Genomic DNA, 19,102 nt, shown 5'->3' on the forward strand with positions numbered 1-19,102 from the left:
CGGATATATCTTTCTATTCGAGGGGGAAATACGCATGAGTAAACTGTTGAAATCGTTGATGGCATTCGTGCTCTTGGTTGGATCATGGGGCAGTCTGTCTGCGAATGTTGTTCGTGCTGCAGACCGCAGCGCGCTGAGCATGGATCAAACGGTTGTTGAACACGGGCAGCCGTTAACCATCCATTACACAGGAGCTCAGGGCCAAAAGGATTGGATCGGTCTTTACCGCAAAGACGAAACGCCGAAAAAGGGAACCAACGCTTGGAAGTGGGCCTATGTGAATGACCTGCCTGACGGGACGATAACACTTACAGACGACAGTGAGGGACGAAAAGAGTATCCAAGTCTCAAAGACTTGTCGCCAGGCGAGTATTACATCGCATATTTGCTAAATGACGGGTATACGGAAAATGCCGACCGCTTTTACTTTCAGATTGCCGACAAGGAAGTCGCGCAGCTGAAGGCGGCTCCCGAATCGGTGGCGTTAAAGCTGAATCCGCAAGAGGACAGCGCCCAGCTGCAGGTTGAAGCCACGTATCGTACAAATGAAACCGAGGATGTAACAGCGGCCAATGACATCCAATATGTCAGCAGCCTGCCGCAAGTGGCAACGGTGACCTCAGCCGGATTGGTCAAGGCCGTATCCGCGGGGACCGCCATGATCGACATTACGTTCAAAGGGAAATCGACGGCGGTTGAAGTCACGGTAGCTTCGGCGACGCCGGGCCCCGATCCGAAACCGGAAATCGAGCTGACCGTGATGAGCTTGAACCTTTGGGCGGGGGATGCCATCAAGAAGAACGGCAAGGATCGTGTCGTCCATTTCCTGGAGAACTTGATCCGGACGGCGGACGCAGATGTGATCGGAATCCAGGAATCCAACGATGATGTCATAACTCAGGCGGCTGCATCGTTAGGATATAATGTCAGCATGAAGGCAAGCCCAAATGTTAGTCTCCTGAGCAGATATCCGATACTCGATGTGGATAAGGAGAAGGATTACTACCTGATCGAAGTCGATCCGGGCAGAGCTGTGGCGATCAGCAATGTGCATCTGTCATCTTCCCCCTACGGTCCTTACAGCATCGCAGATGGCAAGACCGTCGAGAGCGTCCTTGCCGATGAAAACCTCAAGCATATGGCCGAGATGCGCAACCCGTTCAGCAAGCTTCCTGCGCTCGCCGGGCAAGGGATGCCCGTCTTTCTGACAGGAGACTTCAATGTGCCGTCGCACCTGGATTGGACGGAGGCGACGAAAGACCGCTATTTCGGCAAGGCAGTAGAATGGCCGGTATCGAAGAAACTCCAGGAATTGGGCATGGTCGATTCCTATCGGTCCATGCATCCTGATCCGGCCTCAACGCCAGGCATTACTTGGGCCGTCGAAGGCACCGAGTGGCGAACGCCGGAGGTATACGATCGGATTGATTACGTGTATGCCGGAGGTCCCGCGACAACGCTGGAAAGCAAATTGATCGGAGAAAAGACGGTCAATGGCGGACCGATATCCTATGCGGACATCCAATTGGATCCTTATTTATCCGACCACCGCGCCGTTGTATCCAAATTCAATGTGATGCCGCGCAGTTACGCGGACCTGAATCTGCCATCGGCCCCTAAGCCCGACTACAGCAGCACGCTGAGCATGGATCAAACGGTCGTAGAACGCGGACAGCCGTTAACCATTCATTACACGGGAGCTCAAGGCCAAAAAGATTGGATCGGTCTTTACCTCAAAAGCGAAACGCCGAAAAAAGGAACCAATGCATGGAAGTGGGCCTATGTGAATGACCTTCCCGACGGGACGGTAACCCTGACAGACAACAGCGAGGGGCGAAAAGAATATCCAAGCCTAAAGGATTTGCCCCCGGGCGAATATTACCTCGCTTATTTACTTAATGATGGTTATACGGAAAATGCCGGCCGCTTCTACTTCCAAATCGTTGACAAAGTCAGCACTCCTGAAGAGATCGCGGATATGAAATTGATGAAACAGCGTATAGTTGATTATTACATCTCTAGGGACATTATCAACGACGGAACGAACGGCCGGGTCGAATGGACCTTCAAATCCAAGGCGGGCACTTACTTATCCAGTCAAAACCCGGATGGCAGCTGGGGAGATGTCGATTACAAGAGCACAACTTCCGCCGCCAACGGGAGAGGCTGGTCGCCTTACCTTGCTTTAGACCGGATGCAGTCGATGGCCCAGGCGTTTGCCGACCCGAATGATCCGTACTACCATAGCCCGGCAATGCTGGAAGGTATTCAAAAGGCACTGGACCATTGGTTTACAGTGAAGCCGACTTCAACCAACTGGTGGGAAACCGGAATCGGCAAACAATTAAGATTAGGGAAAATTGCGCTCTTATGCGAAGGCTATTTAACTGAAACGCAAGCCTCCAATATTATAGCCACGTTAGACAGCAAGGCTCATACTGGCGACGGAGCCAACTCGTCCTGGTATAACCAAAATTATATGTACCGCGGCTTATTGCTCGAGAATGCGGATAGCGTTCGGGACGCCGTAAATGCATTTAACATCCTGGCGAATGTGACGACGACCGTGACGGGAATCCAGTCTGACATGTCTTTCTTCATGCATGGCAAGACGAATTATACGACGGGCTACGGAAGAAGCTTCGCCAGAGATATGTCATTCTGGGCGTACATTACCTCCGGTACCGTGTTCCCGTACAGCAAGGTTGCAATTGATTCGTTATCGTCATACATTCTGGACGGCACAAGATATCTCGTGAGAGGCGATGTCGCCGATCTGGGCATGGGAATGAACGGACCCGACTGGCCGAGTTATTCAAGCGCGGCCTTGACCTTCTATGAAGATCCGCTCGAATGGATGATGACGGCCAACCCGGCGAGGGCAGCGGAGTTTGCGAGTTTCCTGGACAATATTCGCAGGGTCGGCACAAGCACAAGCAACGGACTGGACGCCAACAATATGACGCAGTGGCAGACGCTGGTCTCCTCCCATATGCGGGATGACTATGGAATTACGGTCAAGATGTCATCCAGCACGGTCAAGGGCGGCGAATGGAGAACGATAAATCCTAGCGGGTATAACCTGTTGTACTGGACCCCGCAAGGAGCCACAGCCATTCAAAGAACCGGCGACGAATACAGGCCCGTCTACCAGTTGATGGATTGGGCCCACGTTCCCGGCACGACGGCTCCTTACGTGCTCACGAAAGACGGGAATTTCAATAATCCCAAAACCTTTGTAGGCGGCGTAACAGATGAGCGTTACGGAGCCACCGCATTTGATTTCAACAAGCTGAGTACAAGCGGAAAGAAGGGTTACTTCTTCTTCGATGATGAAATGGTGGCGCTTGGTGCGGGAATCACCTCGACGAACGCGGCTCCTGTTCACACGACATTGAACCAAAGTCAAGCGGTAGGCGAAGTTCTCGTCGATGGCAATCCCCTTGCAGAGGGAACGAAGCAAATCAACGGACGTTGGGCATATAACGACCATATCGGTTATGTATTCCCGAATTCGACGGCCTTTCAGGTAAACCTGGAGACGAAGACCGGAAGCTGGAGCGATGTGGTTACGGGAAGTTCGACGGATCCGATCACCAAACCGATTTTTTCCGTATGGCTTGATCATGGCGTAAAGCCCGCAAATGCCTCCTACCAGTACATTGTATTGCCAAACAAAAATTCTGATGAAGTCAGCAACTACGCAAACAACATCCCGGTAACCATTCTTTCGAATACATCCTCTGTCCAGGCGGTCAGGCATAATACGCTCGAAATTTCGGAGTTGCTGTTCTATAAGCCTGGGACAGTGAAGCTGAGAGACGGCTTGACGGTCACCGTAGACCAACCGGCCATGGTGATCGTCGACGAATCCGCAGCGCCTGTCCGCATTTCCGTCTCCAATCCCGAAACACCGGGGATTAGTGTGAACGTGACGCTGGATCGAAACGGAGAGAGAACTACGACAAGCTATAAGCTTGGCAAGGATACGTTCACGGGCCGAAGCATGACTTTGGATGAGAAAGCCTCCATCGATGACAGAGGGTTCGACCTCGCTTACGACAAAGGTGCGATCGCTTCATCCAGCAAAAATAATCATGCTTCCTCGAATGCTACGGATATATACAGAACCTCGTATTGGAATTCAGCCAATTCGGATAATGAATGGATTTATGTGGATTTGCAAAGTCAATATTTGATCAATAAAGTTAGGCTAAATTGGGGAAAAGCTTACGGGAAAAGCTACAAAATTCAAGTATCGAACGATGCAAATACCTGGACGGATGTTTACTCAACGACGGCAGGTAAAGGAGGCATCGAAGACGTTTCTTTCAATCCGGTCAGTGCCCGGTACGTTCGGATGCAGGGCGTTCTACAGGGCACCGGAGACGGCTACTCGCTTTATGAATTTAAAGTGTATGAGGATTTACCGCTCAATCTTGCAGAAGGCAAGTCGGTAGTGGCAAGCTCGTCCAGAGCTACGGACGTGGCCTCCGGCTATGCAGTCGACGGGATATTAAGTACCCGTTGGGGTTCTAACTACTCCGACTCGGAGTGGATCTATGTTGACCTTGGCTCCAGCCAATCCATCGAAAAAGTGGATCTGCATTGGGAAGCGGCATATGGCAAGGAGTACCAAATTCGGGTGTCCGACGACGCCAAGAATTGGACCACCGTGTATAGCACCACCACCGGAGCAGGCGGCATCGATAAAATCTCCTTCGCGCCGGTAAATGCAAGATATGTTCAGATGTACGGCATCAAAAGAGGGAGCACCTACGGCTACTCACTCTGGGAATTCAAGGTGTATCCTTCTCTTGTTGCCCCTCCGGAAGCACCTGCCGATGTGTATGCCGTCGGTCATGACGGGTCCGCCGAGGTGAGCTTTACCGCGCCGATTCATCATGGCGGAAGCGAAATTACCGGCTATAAAGTAACTGCGTGGGCACACGGAGAAGCTGTTACGACGGCGGAAGGCTCAGACAGCCCTATTATCGTCACGGGTCTGACAAACGGTATAACGTATACCTTTACGGTGATCGCAAGGAACGCCAAATGGGAGTCGGTTTCATCCGCACCGTCGAACAGCGTGATTCCGTCGCCGAATGAAGCAACTGTTCCGGCAGCGCCTGCGAATTTGAAGGCAACGGCCGGCGACCAATCCGTAACCTTAAGATGGAACGCTTCAGCAGAAAGCGTCACCTATTCCGTGTACCAATATGAAGGCATAGCGGCGCCTGCCAATCCGGACAACTGGCAGCTGGTTCAAGCCAGCGTAACGGAAGCCACGTATACGGTAACCGGATTGACGAACGGAAAAAGCTATACCTTTGCGGTGAAGGCCGTAGATGCGAGGGGCGAGAGCGATTTCTCCAATACCGTGACGGCGACGCCGATGGTTCCGCAACCGGAAACGCCGAATAACCCCTATCCGGGGGCACCGGCTGGCGGCAGCACCACAGGTAATGGCAATCATACTTCCATCATCAAATCGGCTAACGGCACCATTATTATCCCGAACGGACGGGCCGGCGAGGTCAGTCTCGGTGAAGAAGTTATCCTTACGATAGGCGCAGGGGCAGTGGAGCAAGAGCTGCGCATCGTGATCGAGAAGCTGCTCAGTACGGCAGGCCTCGTATTCGATAAGGAGACGCTTGTCAGCAACGTCTTTGAATTGACGAAAAATGTGACCGGCAACTTCAAAAAGCCGATCGTCCTCTCGCTAAAGTTCGATCCGTCTCTCGTAGGAGACCATCAGAGAGCCGCTATCTTCTACTATGACGAGGAAAGAAAGGTATGGATCGAAATCGGCGGCATCGTGAACGGCGATCGAATTACAGCCGAGGTGGATCACTTCACCAAGTTCGCAGTCATGGCTGTAGGCGAGAAGAAGGACGAAAGCGGCGAACCGGACACGCCGGCGCCATCTTTCACAGACATCGCGGAACATTGGGCGCAGAACGCCATCCTGAGCGCTGCGGGTATGAAGCTTGTCATCGGCTATCCGGATGGAACCTTCAAGCCGGATGCCGCCATTACCCGCGCCGAATTTACGGTCATGCTGGCCAAGGCGCTTAAGCTGGAAGCAGCAGGTTCAGCGGCTGCATTTACGGACGAGGCCACAATCGGCGGATGGGCGAAGCAAGAAATCGCGAACGCGGTTGAAGCAGGCATTGTGAGCGGGTACGCAGACGGCAGCTTCCGGCCGGATGCGCGCATCACCCGTGCGGAAATGGCCGCGATGATCGCCAGAGCGCTTAAGCTGTCTGTTGAAGAAAGCGCAACGACCGGCTTCGCGGACGATAAGGACATTCCGCAGTGGGCGAAGAGTGCAATTGAGGCAGTTCGCAGGCTGGGCATCGTGAGCGGCCGAGGCGACAATAAATTTGTCCCGAGCGGTACTGCGACCCGGGCGGAAGCCGTAACCCTATTGGTTCGGACACTGGAACAATAGAGCTTAGTTAACGACAGGCACAGCGCAGGAGCCATTTCGTTCCTCGTGCTGTGCCTGTCCTATTTTTCCTTTTACTTTGAAATATCCAAAAATCCTTCCCCAAATACATCCCGCACATCATGAATGGTGAGAAACGCAGCGGTATCGATGGATCTGACAATTTTCTTCAGTGCGGATACCTCCTGCTTACTGATGACGATGTACAATACTTCCTTCGGCTTTTTCGTATAGTAGCCACGACCGGACAGGACCGTAACGCCGCGGTCCATCTGTGTAATGACCATCTCTGCGATAAGATCCTGCTTCTCCGAGATGATTGTTACTGCCTTTTTGGGATTCAGTCCTTCGATCATGAAGTCCATCACCTTCGTGCCCACATACAAAATAATGATCGTCAGCATCAGCTTCTCCGCACCAATGATAAAGTAGGAGGAAAAGGCCACGATCAGATCAAAGAACAACAACGCGTAGCTGATCTTCCAATCGAGGTATTTATTCGCGATCCGGGCCAGAATCACCGTTCCCGCCGTCGTTCCGCCTACTCGCACAATCAAGCCAATGCCCACCCCGACCATCACGCCGGCAAAAATGGCATTGACCATCGGCTCCTGGGAATTGATTGTCCAGCTCTCCGTGATATGCAGGAACAACGAGTTGAACGCCACAGCAATCACCGTATAAATCGTCGTTTGCCGATCCAGGAATCTATATCCCACAATCAGCAGCAAGCCGTTAAGCACGATGTTAACGATGGAAGGCGACCATTGGAACAGGTAGTACAGAATAATCGTAACCCCTGTTACGCCTCCTTCCCCGAACTCGTTCGGAATGATAAACAGGTTGACGGCCAGTGCGAACAAGAAGGCACCCAATATAATGAACGCGATATCCGCGATTCTCTTCTTCATCTTGAACCTATTCCTTTCTTCAGCAAAATCACAACCAGCTTATCGTATCTATTTCCCTCTATAAATGTCAATATGACTTTAACACTTTACTTCGCTATCCTATTCACTAGGAAAAGTGCTTGCGTGTCCTACTTCGATAAGACTCTGGCTCGGCTTCACCAGTAAATAAGTCTTTGCATTCAAAAAGCGGCCCAAATGGGCCGCCTGATAGGTCGCTTTTAAACCTAATTTAGTTCTCACTCAGGTCATGGTGACTCGTTCGATCTTGCCGTTACCGATCACCATGCGATCCATACACAATTGGCGATGACCCGGCTCCGTATCCCCAATAATTCTGCGGTGATACACAATAAGCCATTCGTCTTCCTCTTGCAGATGCAAGTAACCATGATGACCCGGGCCATCCGCAATCGGCTCCTGGCGCTCCAGAATCGTGCCCTGATTCTCAAATGGGCCCAGCGGGTTATCGCTTACTCCATACGCTACGCGATAGGTTCCGTTCGTCCAGCCGCCCATGGACCACATCAAGTAATAGAGTCCGTCCTTCTTGATCATGCAAGGACCTTCCACATACCCCTCCGGTGTGATGGAGCGAAGAATCTCATTGCCATCGTCCGTCAATGGTACGAATCCGGTCATCTCGTCATTCATCCGACCCACGTTGCAGTGTCCCCATCCGCCGTAATACAGATAGACCGTTCCGTCCTCGTCTTTGAACAGATGCGCATCAATCGGCTGGGCCTTGTGAATGAACTTATCTACAAGCGGCTTGCCCAGGTAGCCTCGGTACGGCCCTTCCGGGCGGTCCGCAACCGCGATCTCCAGACCACCGATCTCCTCGTCCGATTGAATATCGTTCGAGGCGAATACGAGATAGTATTTTCCCCCGTGCTCGATATGGGTCGGCGCCCAGACGGCTCTCCAAATCCAAGGGAAGTCCGCCATTTCGATAATGCCTTCATGCTTCTCCCAATCGGTCAGGTTATCGGAACTGAAGGCGTCCAGATTCATCTGCATCGTATATTCCGTGAAGGAACGGGTCGCGTAAATCCAGTGCTTCCCTTCATATGTTCTGGCTTCGGGGTCCGCATACCAGCCGGGGATGATCGGATTCTTAATGTTCAATGGCATGACAATTGCTCCTTCCTGTGCTGCTGTGCTGTAAAGCTAATCAATAGGTATTATAATTGCACTTTATCCATTTATTGCGGGAAAATCGGGAGATACATGATTAAATAACTGCATTTCTGACAATTATTCACCTCCTATTCCTGGAAAACGACTATCCGCAAGGAGGAATAAACGCCTTTTGTACAACTATAATTATAAATTCGTCCCTTTTATCTGGCTTAATTGCAGTTACTACAACTAACTACAATTAAATTCCGTCCGGCTTAGCGAAGCTAGTACTTATACAACTGCCCCTCTTCCTTCTCCCGGATCCAGACCTGCATAAAGCCCGGCTCCCGGTTGTCCCAGGCATAGTAAGGAACGAACCGGCACGGCTTGCCGTTTCCATCCGTGCCTTGCAGCGCAGTCACGCCGCCCAGCAGATCCTCCCGATGCTCGACACGAAGCTTCCCATAGGCTGAAAACGTCATTTCATCGTAGCTCAGTCCGGGATGATCCACCTGCTCGATACAGTACACAACCGGTCCACGCTGCAAGGCGATCCGGCCAACGTTCGCTTGTACTTCCTCCCGTGCGCGAATCAGCTCGACAGGCATATCAAGCTCAAGAAGAATCGTGTCACCCTTGGACCAGTGCCGCTCAATCGAGAGATATCCGCGTTCCTCTAATGCTTCTACGCCGGATAGCCATTCTCCTCCCGCCTGAACGCGATAGCCCCTGCACCAGCCGGGCACGCGCATTTGAACGGTAAACACACCGCTCGTCTCCGGAGATACCTCCAGCTCGACCGTCCCGCTCCATGGAAAGGAAGTACGCTGCTCCAATTGGACGGCGGTTCCGTTCTCCAGCGTAAGCTCCGCCTCGCCTTGAATATATTGATTGACCGCGATCCCTTTAGCTGTACGGGCATACACATATTGTCCGATTGAAGGGAGAAAGCGGGCCAGATTCGTCGGGCAGCAGGAGGTATCGAACCAAGGCACGCGATGATGATCCCCCTTCGAGGCGAGCGGGTTCACGTAGAAGAACCGGTCCCCCTTCAGGGAAATCCCAGCCAGTGCGCCGTTATACATTTCGCGCTCGACCACATCCGCGTATTTACCGTCCCCGAACAGCAGGTTCATGCGATGGTTCCAGAATACCATGGCGATGGCCGCACAGGTCTCGCAATAAGCCGACTCGTTCGGCAGATCAAAATCTTCCGTGAACCCTTCATTGTGATGGGACGGTCCGATTCCTCCAGTCACATACATATTGCGCTCCACCGTATGGGACCAGACGCGCTGCAAGGCGTCCAGATAGGCGGTATCCCCCGAGACATGCACGGCGTCGGCCATACCGGAATACAGATACATGGCGCGAACGGCATGCCCTGTCACTTGCTCGATTTTCCGGACCGGAACATCGTCCTGGCAGTAGGCAGGCCCCCACTCCGGCTTATCCCAGATGGCCCCGACACCATGCCCATGACCCCGTTCTTCCATCAGCCAGTAAGCAAGCTTCCAATAGCGCTCCTCCCCCGTCGCCCGGTAGAGCTTGATCAGCGCCAGCTCGATCTCCTCGTGTCCTTCTACCCAATGCCGCTTGCCCGGGCCGAAGGTACGGTCGTAATGATCAGCCAGCCGGCATGCAACGTCCAGCAGCTGACGTTTGCCGGTCGCTTCGTAGTAAGCCACCGCCGCTTCGATCAGATGCCCGCCGTTGTACATTTCATGCTTCTCCATATCACTCCACTTGCTCTCCGGAGCCACCAGCGTATAGTACGTGGTGAGATAACCATCTGGCTCCTGCGCCGCCGCGATCAGCTCGATGATCCGGTCGGCTTCCCCTTCCAGCGCTGCATCCCGCTCCAGCATCAGTGAATAAGCCACCCCTTCAAGCACCTTATACACATCGGAATCGTTGAAATAGATGCCTTCGAACTCACCCTCAAGCAAGCCGCCGGCCTTGGCAAAATTATCGATCCGGCCCGTCTCCTCACATTTCGCCAAGCAGGCTGGCAGCGTCACCTTCTTCAAGACCTCCAGCCGCGGCCGCCAGAACATATCCGTCATTTTCACCTTCGTAAAAGGCACTTCCTGCCAGTTGCGCAGCTCCGATTGCTGTGCCGTCGTCATTGTGCGTTCCCCTCGCTTTCCTTATCCCTTCAGTCCCGTCAGCGTAATGCCCTCCAGGAAGTAGCGTTGCCCGATCAAAAATACAACTACACATGGCAATACGACCACCGCCGAGGCTGCCATAAGCAAATCCCATTGCGCATTATAGGTGCCCTGAAACATTTGCAGACCTAAAGCCAGCGTAAACAGCCGATCGCTCTTCAAGTAAATCAAAGGCCCCATAAAGTCATTCCAGGAGCCCAAAAAGCTGAACAAGGCAACAACAATAAGCGCCGAACGGCTGAGCGGAAAAATAATTTTCAAATAAATCTTGAAATAGGAGGCCCCGTCCACGAAGGCTGCCTCGTCGAAATCGCGCGGAATCGTTAAATAGAACTGTCTGAGCAGGAAGATATTAAAGATTCCCCCGCCGAAGTATGCCGGCACGATCAGCGGATAGAGGGTGTCATAGAAGCCAAGCTCCTTCCAGCCAAGAAAGCTCGGGATCATCGTGACCGCGAACGGCAGCATCATGCTGGTCATCAGAATCGCAAAGACGGTATCCCTGCCCTTCCACCGGATCCGCGAGAAGCCAAAGGCGGCAATGCTGCTTGTCGCGACCGTCCCGATCAGCACGCCGAAGACGATAATGATCGTATTCTTAAAGAACACGTCAAACGGCAGGACGGTGAGCGCCTTATGGAAATTGTCCCAATGAAACGGCTTCGGAATCCATTCGGGCGGCATCGTGAAGATTTGCGACAGGTCCATCAGCGAGCTGCGGATAAGCCAGATAAATGGAACAACAAACAGGATCGAAATCAGTACAAGCGCAGTATAACCTGCGGCCATCGCAAGCTTCGAGGTTCTCATGGGCGCTCCCCTCCTTCATAGTACACCCAGGACTTGGAGGTTTTAAAGATGATATAAGTAAACACCATAATAATGATGAATAAAATCCATGCCAGTGCAGAAGCATAGCCCATCTCGGTATCCCTGAAGCCGGTTCTCCAAAGGTAGAACACATAGAACAGGCTTCGGTTGTTCGGTCCGCCCTGGGTCAGAATATAGGCTTCATTAAAGACCTGGAAGGAGCCGATGATCGTCATGATCGTATTGAAGAAAAGCGTAGGCGTCACCATGGGGATCGTGATTTGGCGCAGCTTGCTATACCAGCCTCCTCCATCCACTTCAATCGCTTCATAATAGGACTGGGGAATGCCTGACAGACCCGCCAGAAAAATAATGACCGTGCTCCCGATCCCCCACAGCGTAGTCAGCACCACGGAAGGAATGACGCTGCCCTCCGCATATAGCCAGTTGCTTGTCGGCAGATGCAGCCAGCTCAGCATGGAGTTCAATAATCCGAGATCCGGATTCATCAGCCACATCCAGATCATCGCCGATGCGATGGCCGGCACGATGCTCGGAAGGTAGATAATCGTCCGAAACATCGCTCTTCCCTTCATGTTCATATTAAGCAATAAGGCTATGGCAAAAGATATAATGATAACCGCAGGCACCCGAAGAATTACAAAATAGAAGGTAATCCCTAAGGATTGATAGAACAGCTCATCCTCCCCGGAGAACAGCCTCGCATAGTTGCTGAACCCGACAAAGGACGTTTGATCTTTGAATACGTTGAAATCCGTTAAGCTCAGGACCAAGCTTGCAATCATCGGTCCCAGGGTAAAAATGACAAACCCGAGTATAGCCGGCGCCGTGAATAACAGTCCGTACCATAGTCCCTTTCGCATCTCTGCCTCCCATCCCGAAGCTGCTGACTAAGAAGACGACGGTCCGCAAGCAGAACGTCGCCTTCCCGTCACAGCATTCGTTGCATCCACAGCGGATTGACTACTTGATGTCCCGACGCCCTTGAACCTGCTCTTGTGCCTTGGCGGCGATTGAATCCATCGCTTCCTGCGCCGTCTGCTGGCCAAGCCACACTTTATCCAAGGCAGGATTGACGATATCCATGATCTTGTTGAAGTTCTTCACATAGCCGGTAGGCGTCTGATGACCCTTTGTCAGGATGACTTCAACGATGGCGTCATTATAGCCCGAAGGCCGGGCATCCAGATTCTCGGTCCATTTAGCAAGCAAATCCGGCTCGGTGTACCAATTCTTGTATGACGGCATCCAGGTGCCGCTCGTAATCATCTCGATCGAGGCCTCCGGATCGATCAAGGCCTTCATCAGCTCCCAGGCTTCTTCCGGGTGCTTCGTGGACTTGAACATCGAGAACATACCGCAGACGACGGTCGTTACCGGTTCCTTCAGAACAGGCATAACCCCTACGTTAAAGTTGAAATTCGATTGCGCCAGGCCAGCGGTAGCCCATTGCCCGTCAATCGCCATAGCGACCTTCTTCGTCTGGAGCGCAACGTTGGTTGCCGGAATATTCTTTGCCTGCACAGGCGAAGGCGACACATGATGCACATTCATCATGTCCGATATTTTCTGCAGCGCTTCTACCGCAGCCGGCTGATTTAATGCAAAGCTCTTGCCGTCCTCGGAGACGAAATCTCCCCCGTTCGAGTAAATGAAATTGCTGTACACGCCCCACCAGGTCGAGACACTGACCCCGTATTGCTTAATATTCTTAGGGTCAAAGTCGGGGTCATCAGCTGTTCTGCCCTTCGAATCGACAGTCAGCTTCTTGGCCACCTCGATGAACTCATCCCAGGTCCAGGCTTCAGACAGCTTGCTAGGCGGGGGCTCGATTCCGGCGTCCTTGAAAATGTCTTCATTGTAGAATAAGCCAAAGGATTCCGGTCCAGGTCCGATGCCGATCACATTGCCGGGCTCCAGCGAATAAATAATGTTCGGGACGAGACTGTCCACGTTGATAAATTCATCTTTATCGAGGAACTCTTGGAGATTGTAAAACTTCCCTTGCTCTGCGAGCGGAAAAGCAATACTGGCCGATTCCATCATCGCGATATCCGGCACGTCGTTACCCGCTACCATCGTCGTTAATTTCGTATCGTAATCAGCGGCGATATGCTGCAGATCAACCTTGATATTCGGAAATTTTTCTTCAAAGCGCTTAATGCCGAATTTGTAGGCCGCAACTTCTTCCGGCGAGCCCCATACGGTCATGCGCAGTGTGATGCTCTCCTTCGAACCGGCTTCGCCGGATGATCCCGAAGGCGAGGATGAGCCGCCGTCCGCGCCGGGCTTGCCGCAAGCGGTCATGACGGTAACGAACATAAGTATCAAAGCGGCGAGGACCAAGACCGACTTCTTTTGTCGTTTCATTTTCTGAACCCCTCTCGATTACATCCTTGAATTCATAGCTGCAGTCTATGATGACTTGATTATAGATTCTAAGGCAGCGCTTACATAACCCGAAGGTCTTTGGAATGGTGGACTAATTTTGGGGATGCAGCGGAAGCCGAATCAAGACGCTTGTCCCCGACCCCGGCGCAGAGCTGATCGAGATGCCGTACTCCCCGCCATACATCAATTGGATTCGGGCAATCATGTTCTTGATACCGATCGAGGAGGATTCCTGATACAGAATGGCATGCACCGTATCCTCGCTCATTCCCCGCCCATTGTCGGCAATTTGGTAATGTCTGGTGTCGCCTTCGATCCAGCCGCGGATGTGAATAACGCCCCCTGTCTCCATCTGATCGAAGCCGTGCAGGATCGCATTTTCAACAAAGGGCTGAAACAGCAGGCGCGGAACCTTATATTCATACAGCTGCGGATCAATCTCATAGCTCACCGTAAACTTATCCTCAAACCGGGCCCCCATAATGTAAAAATAATTGCTCATCCACTCCGTCTCCTCCGACAAATGAACGGCTCCCCAGTCCTTACGTGAGGTGTAATGCAGCATATTGGATAAGCAGACGAGCATTTTGCTGAGCTCCTTCTGCCCGTTCTCGATGGCTGTCCAGTTCATGACGTTCAGCGTGTTGTACAGGAAATGCGGGTTCATCTGCATGCTGAGCGCCTGAATCTCCGCCTCCTGCTCCCTCAGCTTAATCTCGTAATTTTCCGTCACCAGGAGCCGGATCTGTTCGTTCATGCGGTTGAAGCGGTGCAGCAAAATGCCGAATTCGTCATTACTGTGATAAGCGACCTGGGTCTGAAAGTCGCCTCCCCCTACAGAGCGCATAGCGCCTAGCAGCTTCTTGATCGGATTTGTAATCCGGTCCGCCATAAAATAAGCAAACACCATGGCCAGGATACCCATAACGACGACCATCAGCAGGCTCGACGTCCGGATGACCGGCACCAGGCTGCTCACCAGCGTCGATTCGGGTGTCCACACTACCGAGATCCAGCCGGTAACCGACGAGCGATCGAAGCAGACAATGACCGCCTCTCCATCGAGCGTCATTCTCAGCGTGCCGCTATTTTCCAGCTGCACCTGCTCCAGCCAGGGTTCTTTATATTGCTTCGCGACCTTCCCGGGATCACTGCTTGCAACGACTTGATAATCCTCATTCATCACCAAATAGCGGGAATTTTCAGGAAAGCTCTCCTCATAGAGAGACCTTAAGGCTTCCAATTTGAAGCTGATCGTGAGGACAGGACGCTCTACCCCGGGGGGCATCTTTTCGAGTGTCGTATTATCCAGATAAGAGAAGTCCAGATACCGCGTCGCAGAGAATAAATGGCGGAAATCCAGCTTACCCTCCTGCAAATAGGGCTGATCAAACATGTCTACGAAATCATAGGTGGGATACCAGACAATTTTGCCTCCGGCCTCCTGTGCCTTGCGATAGACATCGGATCGGGTCGGATCCCCCTGCGGCAGCATCTGCCCAAAGGTGAAATAGGATGTCCATAACTGATAAGCATAGACATCCTCGTTCAACGTGAAATATTTGCTCAGCACCGAAGAGACCTGGCGGTCCGCGTCGAAAATATCCGCTTCATTGGAGGGATCCAGCTTGCTGAATACACGGAACAAGTCCTTATCTACGAAGAGGGCCAAGCTATTCTGCTCTATGATTCCCAGCTTCGTATCCATGAGCGCATTATTCTTCTTGACGATCTCATACACGTTTCGCTGCGCCTGCTCTGTCACCACTTGCAGACTCGTCCGATAATACACAACTCCGAGCAGGATGAGCGGAACCGCGATCAGAAAAATATAGCTTGCCAAAATTCGCGAACGGAAGGTTGTCTTCATTCCTTACGCTTCCTTTCCGGAAGTGAAGTATGCTTGTAAGCTTCTGGCGATATGCCGTGATGCTTCTTGAACACGCGGCAGAAATACTTTGTATCCTGATATCCGCATTCTGCGGAGATTTCGTAAATTCGGAGCTTATTCTCCGCGAGCAATTCCTTGGCCCGGCCCATTCGGATCGCCGTGACATGCTCGGAGAAGGTTCTTCCCGTCTTGCTCTTGATGAATGTGCTGAAATAAGACGGGTTAAAGAAAAAGTGCGCCGCAGCCCGCTCGAGCGTTAAATCCTCTTTTATATGCTCCCGAATCCATCTCAAGCAATTGGTGATGATGATCTCGTTCTTGTCCTGTTGGGACTGCCTTAGCGCCTGATGAACCTCCCGCAGGCTGAGCTCCAGCCGATCCATGAGCTCCTCATACGACCCGCAGGCCTGAACAAGCGCCGCTGCCGTCTGCGTAAGCTGCCTGCTTACCTTCCGGTCCACAAGCTCGTGTATTCTGCTCTTGAGCTTAACGAGCAGCAGAGAAGCCTGTTCCTTGATCAGCGCAGGCTGTGCATGACCGGCATCCGATAACCGCGCGAAGGCTGTCCTGCAGCGATTGATCGCAATCTCGGGCTCATTGTCCAGCAGCGCTTCGAATAGCCTCTCCGAATCCACCGGGATCGGTTGATGCGAGCTGCGAGGCTGATCATACAGAAACAGTCCCTCCCAGCAGGCAAAGAAGTTATGCTCATTGGCTTCCCGGGCCGCCCGGTACGCTTGAGGTCCTTCGCTCACGATTGACTCGCAATACGAGCTGACTCCATGCGTTAGCCGGCCGTTTCTTGACAGCTCCGCGGAAAGGGATAAGGCGATTGAACGGATCAACGACTCCAGAGACGGAGCAGCAAGCGGAAGCGTTCGCACAATCGTTACCGCGCGGAGTGTCTGATCCTGAAAGCCGCTCCGGGGAATCGTCAACGCCTTTCCCAGCTTCGACCAGCCTTGCTCCAGACATTGCAAATAGGCGAGCTCGCCGATATTCTGTTCTTCGGCCCTGGCGGTCTTTAGCTCGGAATAGATGATCAGCCCCCCACCCTGCAGCCAGTCCATCTCGTCTATCTCCTCTTGCTCGGACGGTGTCAAGCTCCCGCTCAGCCAGGACAGATAGAGCCTGCTGCGGTAAGCCGAGGAAGCAAGGGTCAGCCGTTGCTTCAATTCCTCCGCCTCCCTGCGCTGGAGCGACTCGATACTGAGTTGAAGCTCGATCCGGTCGAGTAACCGCTCCACATTCTCGACCTCCACCGGCTTCAATAAATAATCATAAGCGCCATGGCGGATCGCCTTCTGCGCGTATTCAAACAGATTGTAAGCGGATACCATAACAACTTTAGTAAAGATCCTTTCTTCTTTAAGCTTCTCCAGAAAGGCCAATCCATCCATGCGGGGCATCCGGATATCGGTCAGGATTACCTGGGGGCAGTCCTCTCGGGCCTGCTCCAGCGCAGCGATGCCGTCCTTCGCAGCCGTGACCTCAGCATCCGGCCGCAATTGTTGAATCAGACTCATCATTCCTCTCAGATGCCTTGGCTCATCATCTACGATCAGTATTTTCAACCGCATAACCCCCAGTCTGAATTATCTGTTCGGCGTTATTATATAAGTTAAACTATTGACTGTACGCTGGAGGCAACATGTGAGAGTCTCCTAATTTAGCTTATATAAAAAAAACGCCATCACATAAGTGAGGCGTATAGGATCATTATATAATGCTGCATCCGGAATTCAACAGAGTATTAAAGTTAGAAAGGTGGATTATTTTTGTTTGATACTCCTCTATCTTGCCTTCAAAGAGCAATCGGCAGTCGGCGAAATACGGCAGCTCGCCCGGTTCGATCAGAGAAGGATCCTTGACATGATCCATCACCTTGCCTTCGATGAAGACAGAGGCTACAAACTGCGAACAGAAGAAAGCATGCTCTCTCTTGGTCGGTGTATTAAGCATGACGCCAAATAAGCCTATAAAATTGTAGCGGTACCGCTCTTGTTGAGCGGCAATGCGCTGGACATACCGATACATCCTTTGATACTGATCAGGGGTAACAGAGAGCGCGTAGACGGCACATGCCGCCTCCTTAAATAGCTCCGAATGAAGATCTTCCCGGACGAAGCCTCCTATAAAAGGATTGTATGCGACTTTCCGGCCAAAACTGTATACCTCGGTCATTTCGACATCAAAAGCGATGGAAGCATGATTATAAGGCTGTCCCGTGTAGCACTTAATCAGTCTGTTCAACACCGTCCCCGTATCCGAGAGAAGAAGATATATGGTTCGTTCCTTAGTCATCATACCCGCTACTCCTCATCCTGATATTCCAAAATATCTCCGGGCTGGCATTCCAGCGCCTGACAAATCGCCTCCAGCGTAGAGAAACGGATCGCCTTCGCCTTGCCGTTCTTCAGAATAGAAAGGTTCGCCATGGTGATTCCAACCCGCTCCGACAGCTCTGTCACGCTCATCTTCCGCTTTGCCAACATGACATCAAGATTAATTATGATCGCCATTGTCTTCACCTCAGACCGTTAAATCATTTTCGGATTTGATATCGATGGCGTTTTTCAGGAGCTTCTCAAGCACCGCCGCAAAGACCGCAATTACAAATGAGGCAAAAATGACGATCATCCCCATGAGAATAAGTCCCGGAGCATCGTCACGCTCGGCAATCAAATAGAGGAAGGGTTCGCTTGCCGCATACAAGATACTGATGGCAGCGCCGCAATACTTGATCCATCTTAAAGCCCGTACCGACAATTCCGAGAAGGCCTCGTTCTTGTCAATATAGCTTAATAGTCTATAGGCTTGAACCAGCGCCCAGAAATATGGAATGGCCGAGAGGTACATGATGACTAAAAGGGAAAATACCCAAGCGGCAGGATAAGTATCTGTCGCTTCCTTGATGATCGAAGGCAGCCCCCATGCGCACAAGGCAAGCACCGGGAGCGCAATCAAAATAATAACGGCCTTCAAAAATAGCGTTTCGCGTTTCACACAAAGCACCTCGCTTGGTTATCGTTATCTGTATAAGTTTAACTAAAGATTGTACACTAGGGGCAACGTGTGAAGTGTTCTTACGATCGCTGTTGTTCACGGATTTCTTTGACTGAACTAAGCCATCATAGAGTAGAAATCCGCTCACAAAGGCGAACGCTATCGCTTCTACAGAACACTTCTCACTTATGCCCTTTCTGTGTACTGTTCTAGTTGAACCTATATAGATTATACTTATTAGTTATCGTTTTTCAATAAATAATTATTCACTATCAATATGTATTAACTGGCAACATGTTTGGTTATTTTTCACAAATAAAGGTTTTACAGT

At 51.8% G+C, this 19,102-nt stretch carries 12 protein-coding genes; 1 reads left to right on the top strand and 11 read right to left on the bottom strand.

Annotated features, from left to right (window positions below; genetic code table 11):
• Positions 1 to 34: 34 nt before the first annotated feature.
• A complete protein-coding gene (locus tag KI362_RS05580) occupies positions 35 to 6,454 on the top strand; it encodes a polysaccharide lyase family 8 super-sandwich domain-containing protein (protein ID WP_301625518.1) in 6,420 nt (2,139 codons plus the stop codon).
• Positions 6,455 to 6,525: 71 nt separating this feature from the next.
• Here the strand turns inward: KI362_RS05580 and KI362_RS05585 are convergent, their stop codons facing one another.
• From KI362_RS05585 to KI362_RS05635, 11 genes are all read right to left on the bottom strand, one after another.
• Positions 6,526 to 7,362: a YitT family protein gene (locus tag KI362_RS05585; RefSeq protein WP_301625520.1), complete on the bottom strand. Its 837-nt coding sequence runs from the start codon at positions 7,360 to 7,362 to the stop codon at positions 6,526 to 6,528.
• A 240-nt stretch (positions 7,363 to 7,602) separates the two neighbouring features.
• Positions 7,603 to 8,493 carry a glycoside hydrolase family 43 protein gene (locus KI362_RS05590; protein WP_233500769.1) on the bottom strand — a complete coding sequence of 297 codons (891 nt, stop codon included), beginning with the start codon at positions 8,491 to 8,493 and terminating at the stop codon, positions 7,603 to 7,605.
• Between the two features lie 272 nt (positions 8,494 to 8,765).
• Complete coding sequence (locus KI362_RS05595; protein ID WP_301625522.1) at positions 8,766 to 10,610, bottom strand: glycoside hydrolase family 127 protein; 1,845 nt, start codon at positions 10,608 to 10,610, stop codon at positions 8,766 to 8,768.
• A 21-nt stretch (positions 10,611 to 10,631) separates the two neighbouring features.
• On the bottom strand, positions 10,632 to 11,462 hold the full coding sequence (locus KI362_RS05600) for a carbohydrate ABC transporter permease (RefSeq protein WP_044480585.1): 831 nt from the start codon (positions 11,460 to 11,462) through the stop codon (positions 10,632 to 10,634).
• On the bottom strand, positions 11,459 to 12,346 hold the full coding sequence (locus KI362_RS05605) for a carbohydrate ABC transporter permease (RefSeq protein ID WP_301625524.1): 888 nt from the start codon (positions 12,344 to 12,346) through the stop codon (positions 11,459 to 11,461). The genes KI362_RS05600 and KI362_RS05605 overlap by 4 nt, the downstream gene beginning before the upstream one ends.
• 100 nt (positions 12,347 to 12,446) lie before the next feature.
• Positions 12,447 to 13,853, bottom strand: coding sequence for an ABC transporter substrate-binding protein (locus KI362_RS05610; protein ID WP_301625526.1), 1,407 nt, complete (start codon positions 13,851 to 13,853; stop codon positions 12,447 to 12,449).
• A 112-nt stretch (positions 13,854 to 13,965) separates the two neighbouring features.
• Positions 13,966 to 15,744 (bottom strand): cache domain-containing sensor histidine kinase, encoded by a 1,779-nt coding sequence (locus tag KI362_RS05615; protein ID WP_301625529.1) that lies wholly within the window; start codon positions 15,742 to 15,744, stop codon positions 13,966 to 13,968.
• A complete protein-coding gene (locus KI362_RS05620) occupies positions 15,741 to 17,339 on the bottom strand; it encodes a response regulator (protein ID WP_301625531.1) in 1,599 nt (532 codons plus the stop codon). Before KI362_RS05620 ends, KI362_RS05615 begins: the two co-directional genes overlap by 4 nt.
• A gap of 145 nt (positions 17,340 to 17,484) precedes the next feature.
• Complete coding sequence (locus KI362_RS05625; protein ID WP_044480881.1) at positions 17,485 to 18,069, bottom strand: hypothetical protein; 585 nt, start codon at positions 18,067 to 18,069, stop codon at positions 17,485 to 17,487.
• Between the two features lie 8 nt (positions 18,070 to 18,077).
• Positions 18,078 to 18,287, bottom strand: coding sequence for a helix-turn-helix domain-containing protein (locus KI362_RS05630; protein ID WP_044480590.1), 210 nt, complete (start codon positions 18,285 to 18,287; stop codon positions 18,078 to 18,080).
• 10 nt (positions 18,288 to 18,297) lie between these two features.
• Complete coding sequence (locus KI362_RS05635; protein WP_301625535.1) at positions 18,298 to 18,771, bottom strand: DUF2975 domain-containing protein; 474 nt, start codon at positions 18,769 to 18,771, stop codon at positions 18,298 to 18,300.
• Positions 18,772 to 19,102 lie beyond the last annotated feature (331 nt).

The organism is Paenibacillus apis, assembly GCF_018333295.1.
Classification (GTDB): domain Bacteria; phylum Bacillota; class Bacilli; order Paenibacillales; family Paenibacillaceae; genus Fontibacillus; species Fontibacillus antibioticophila.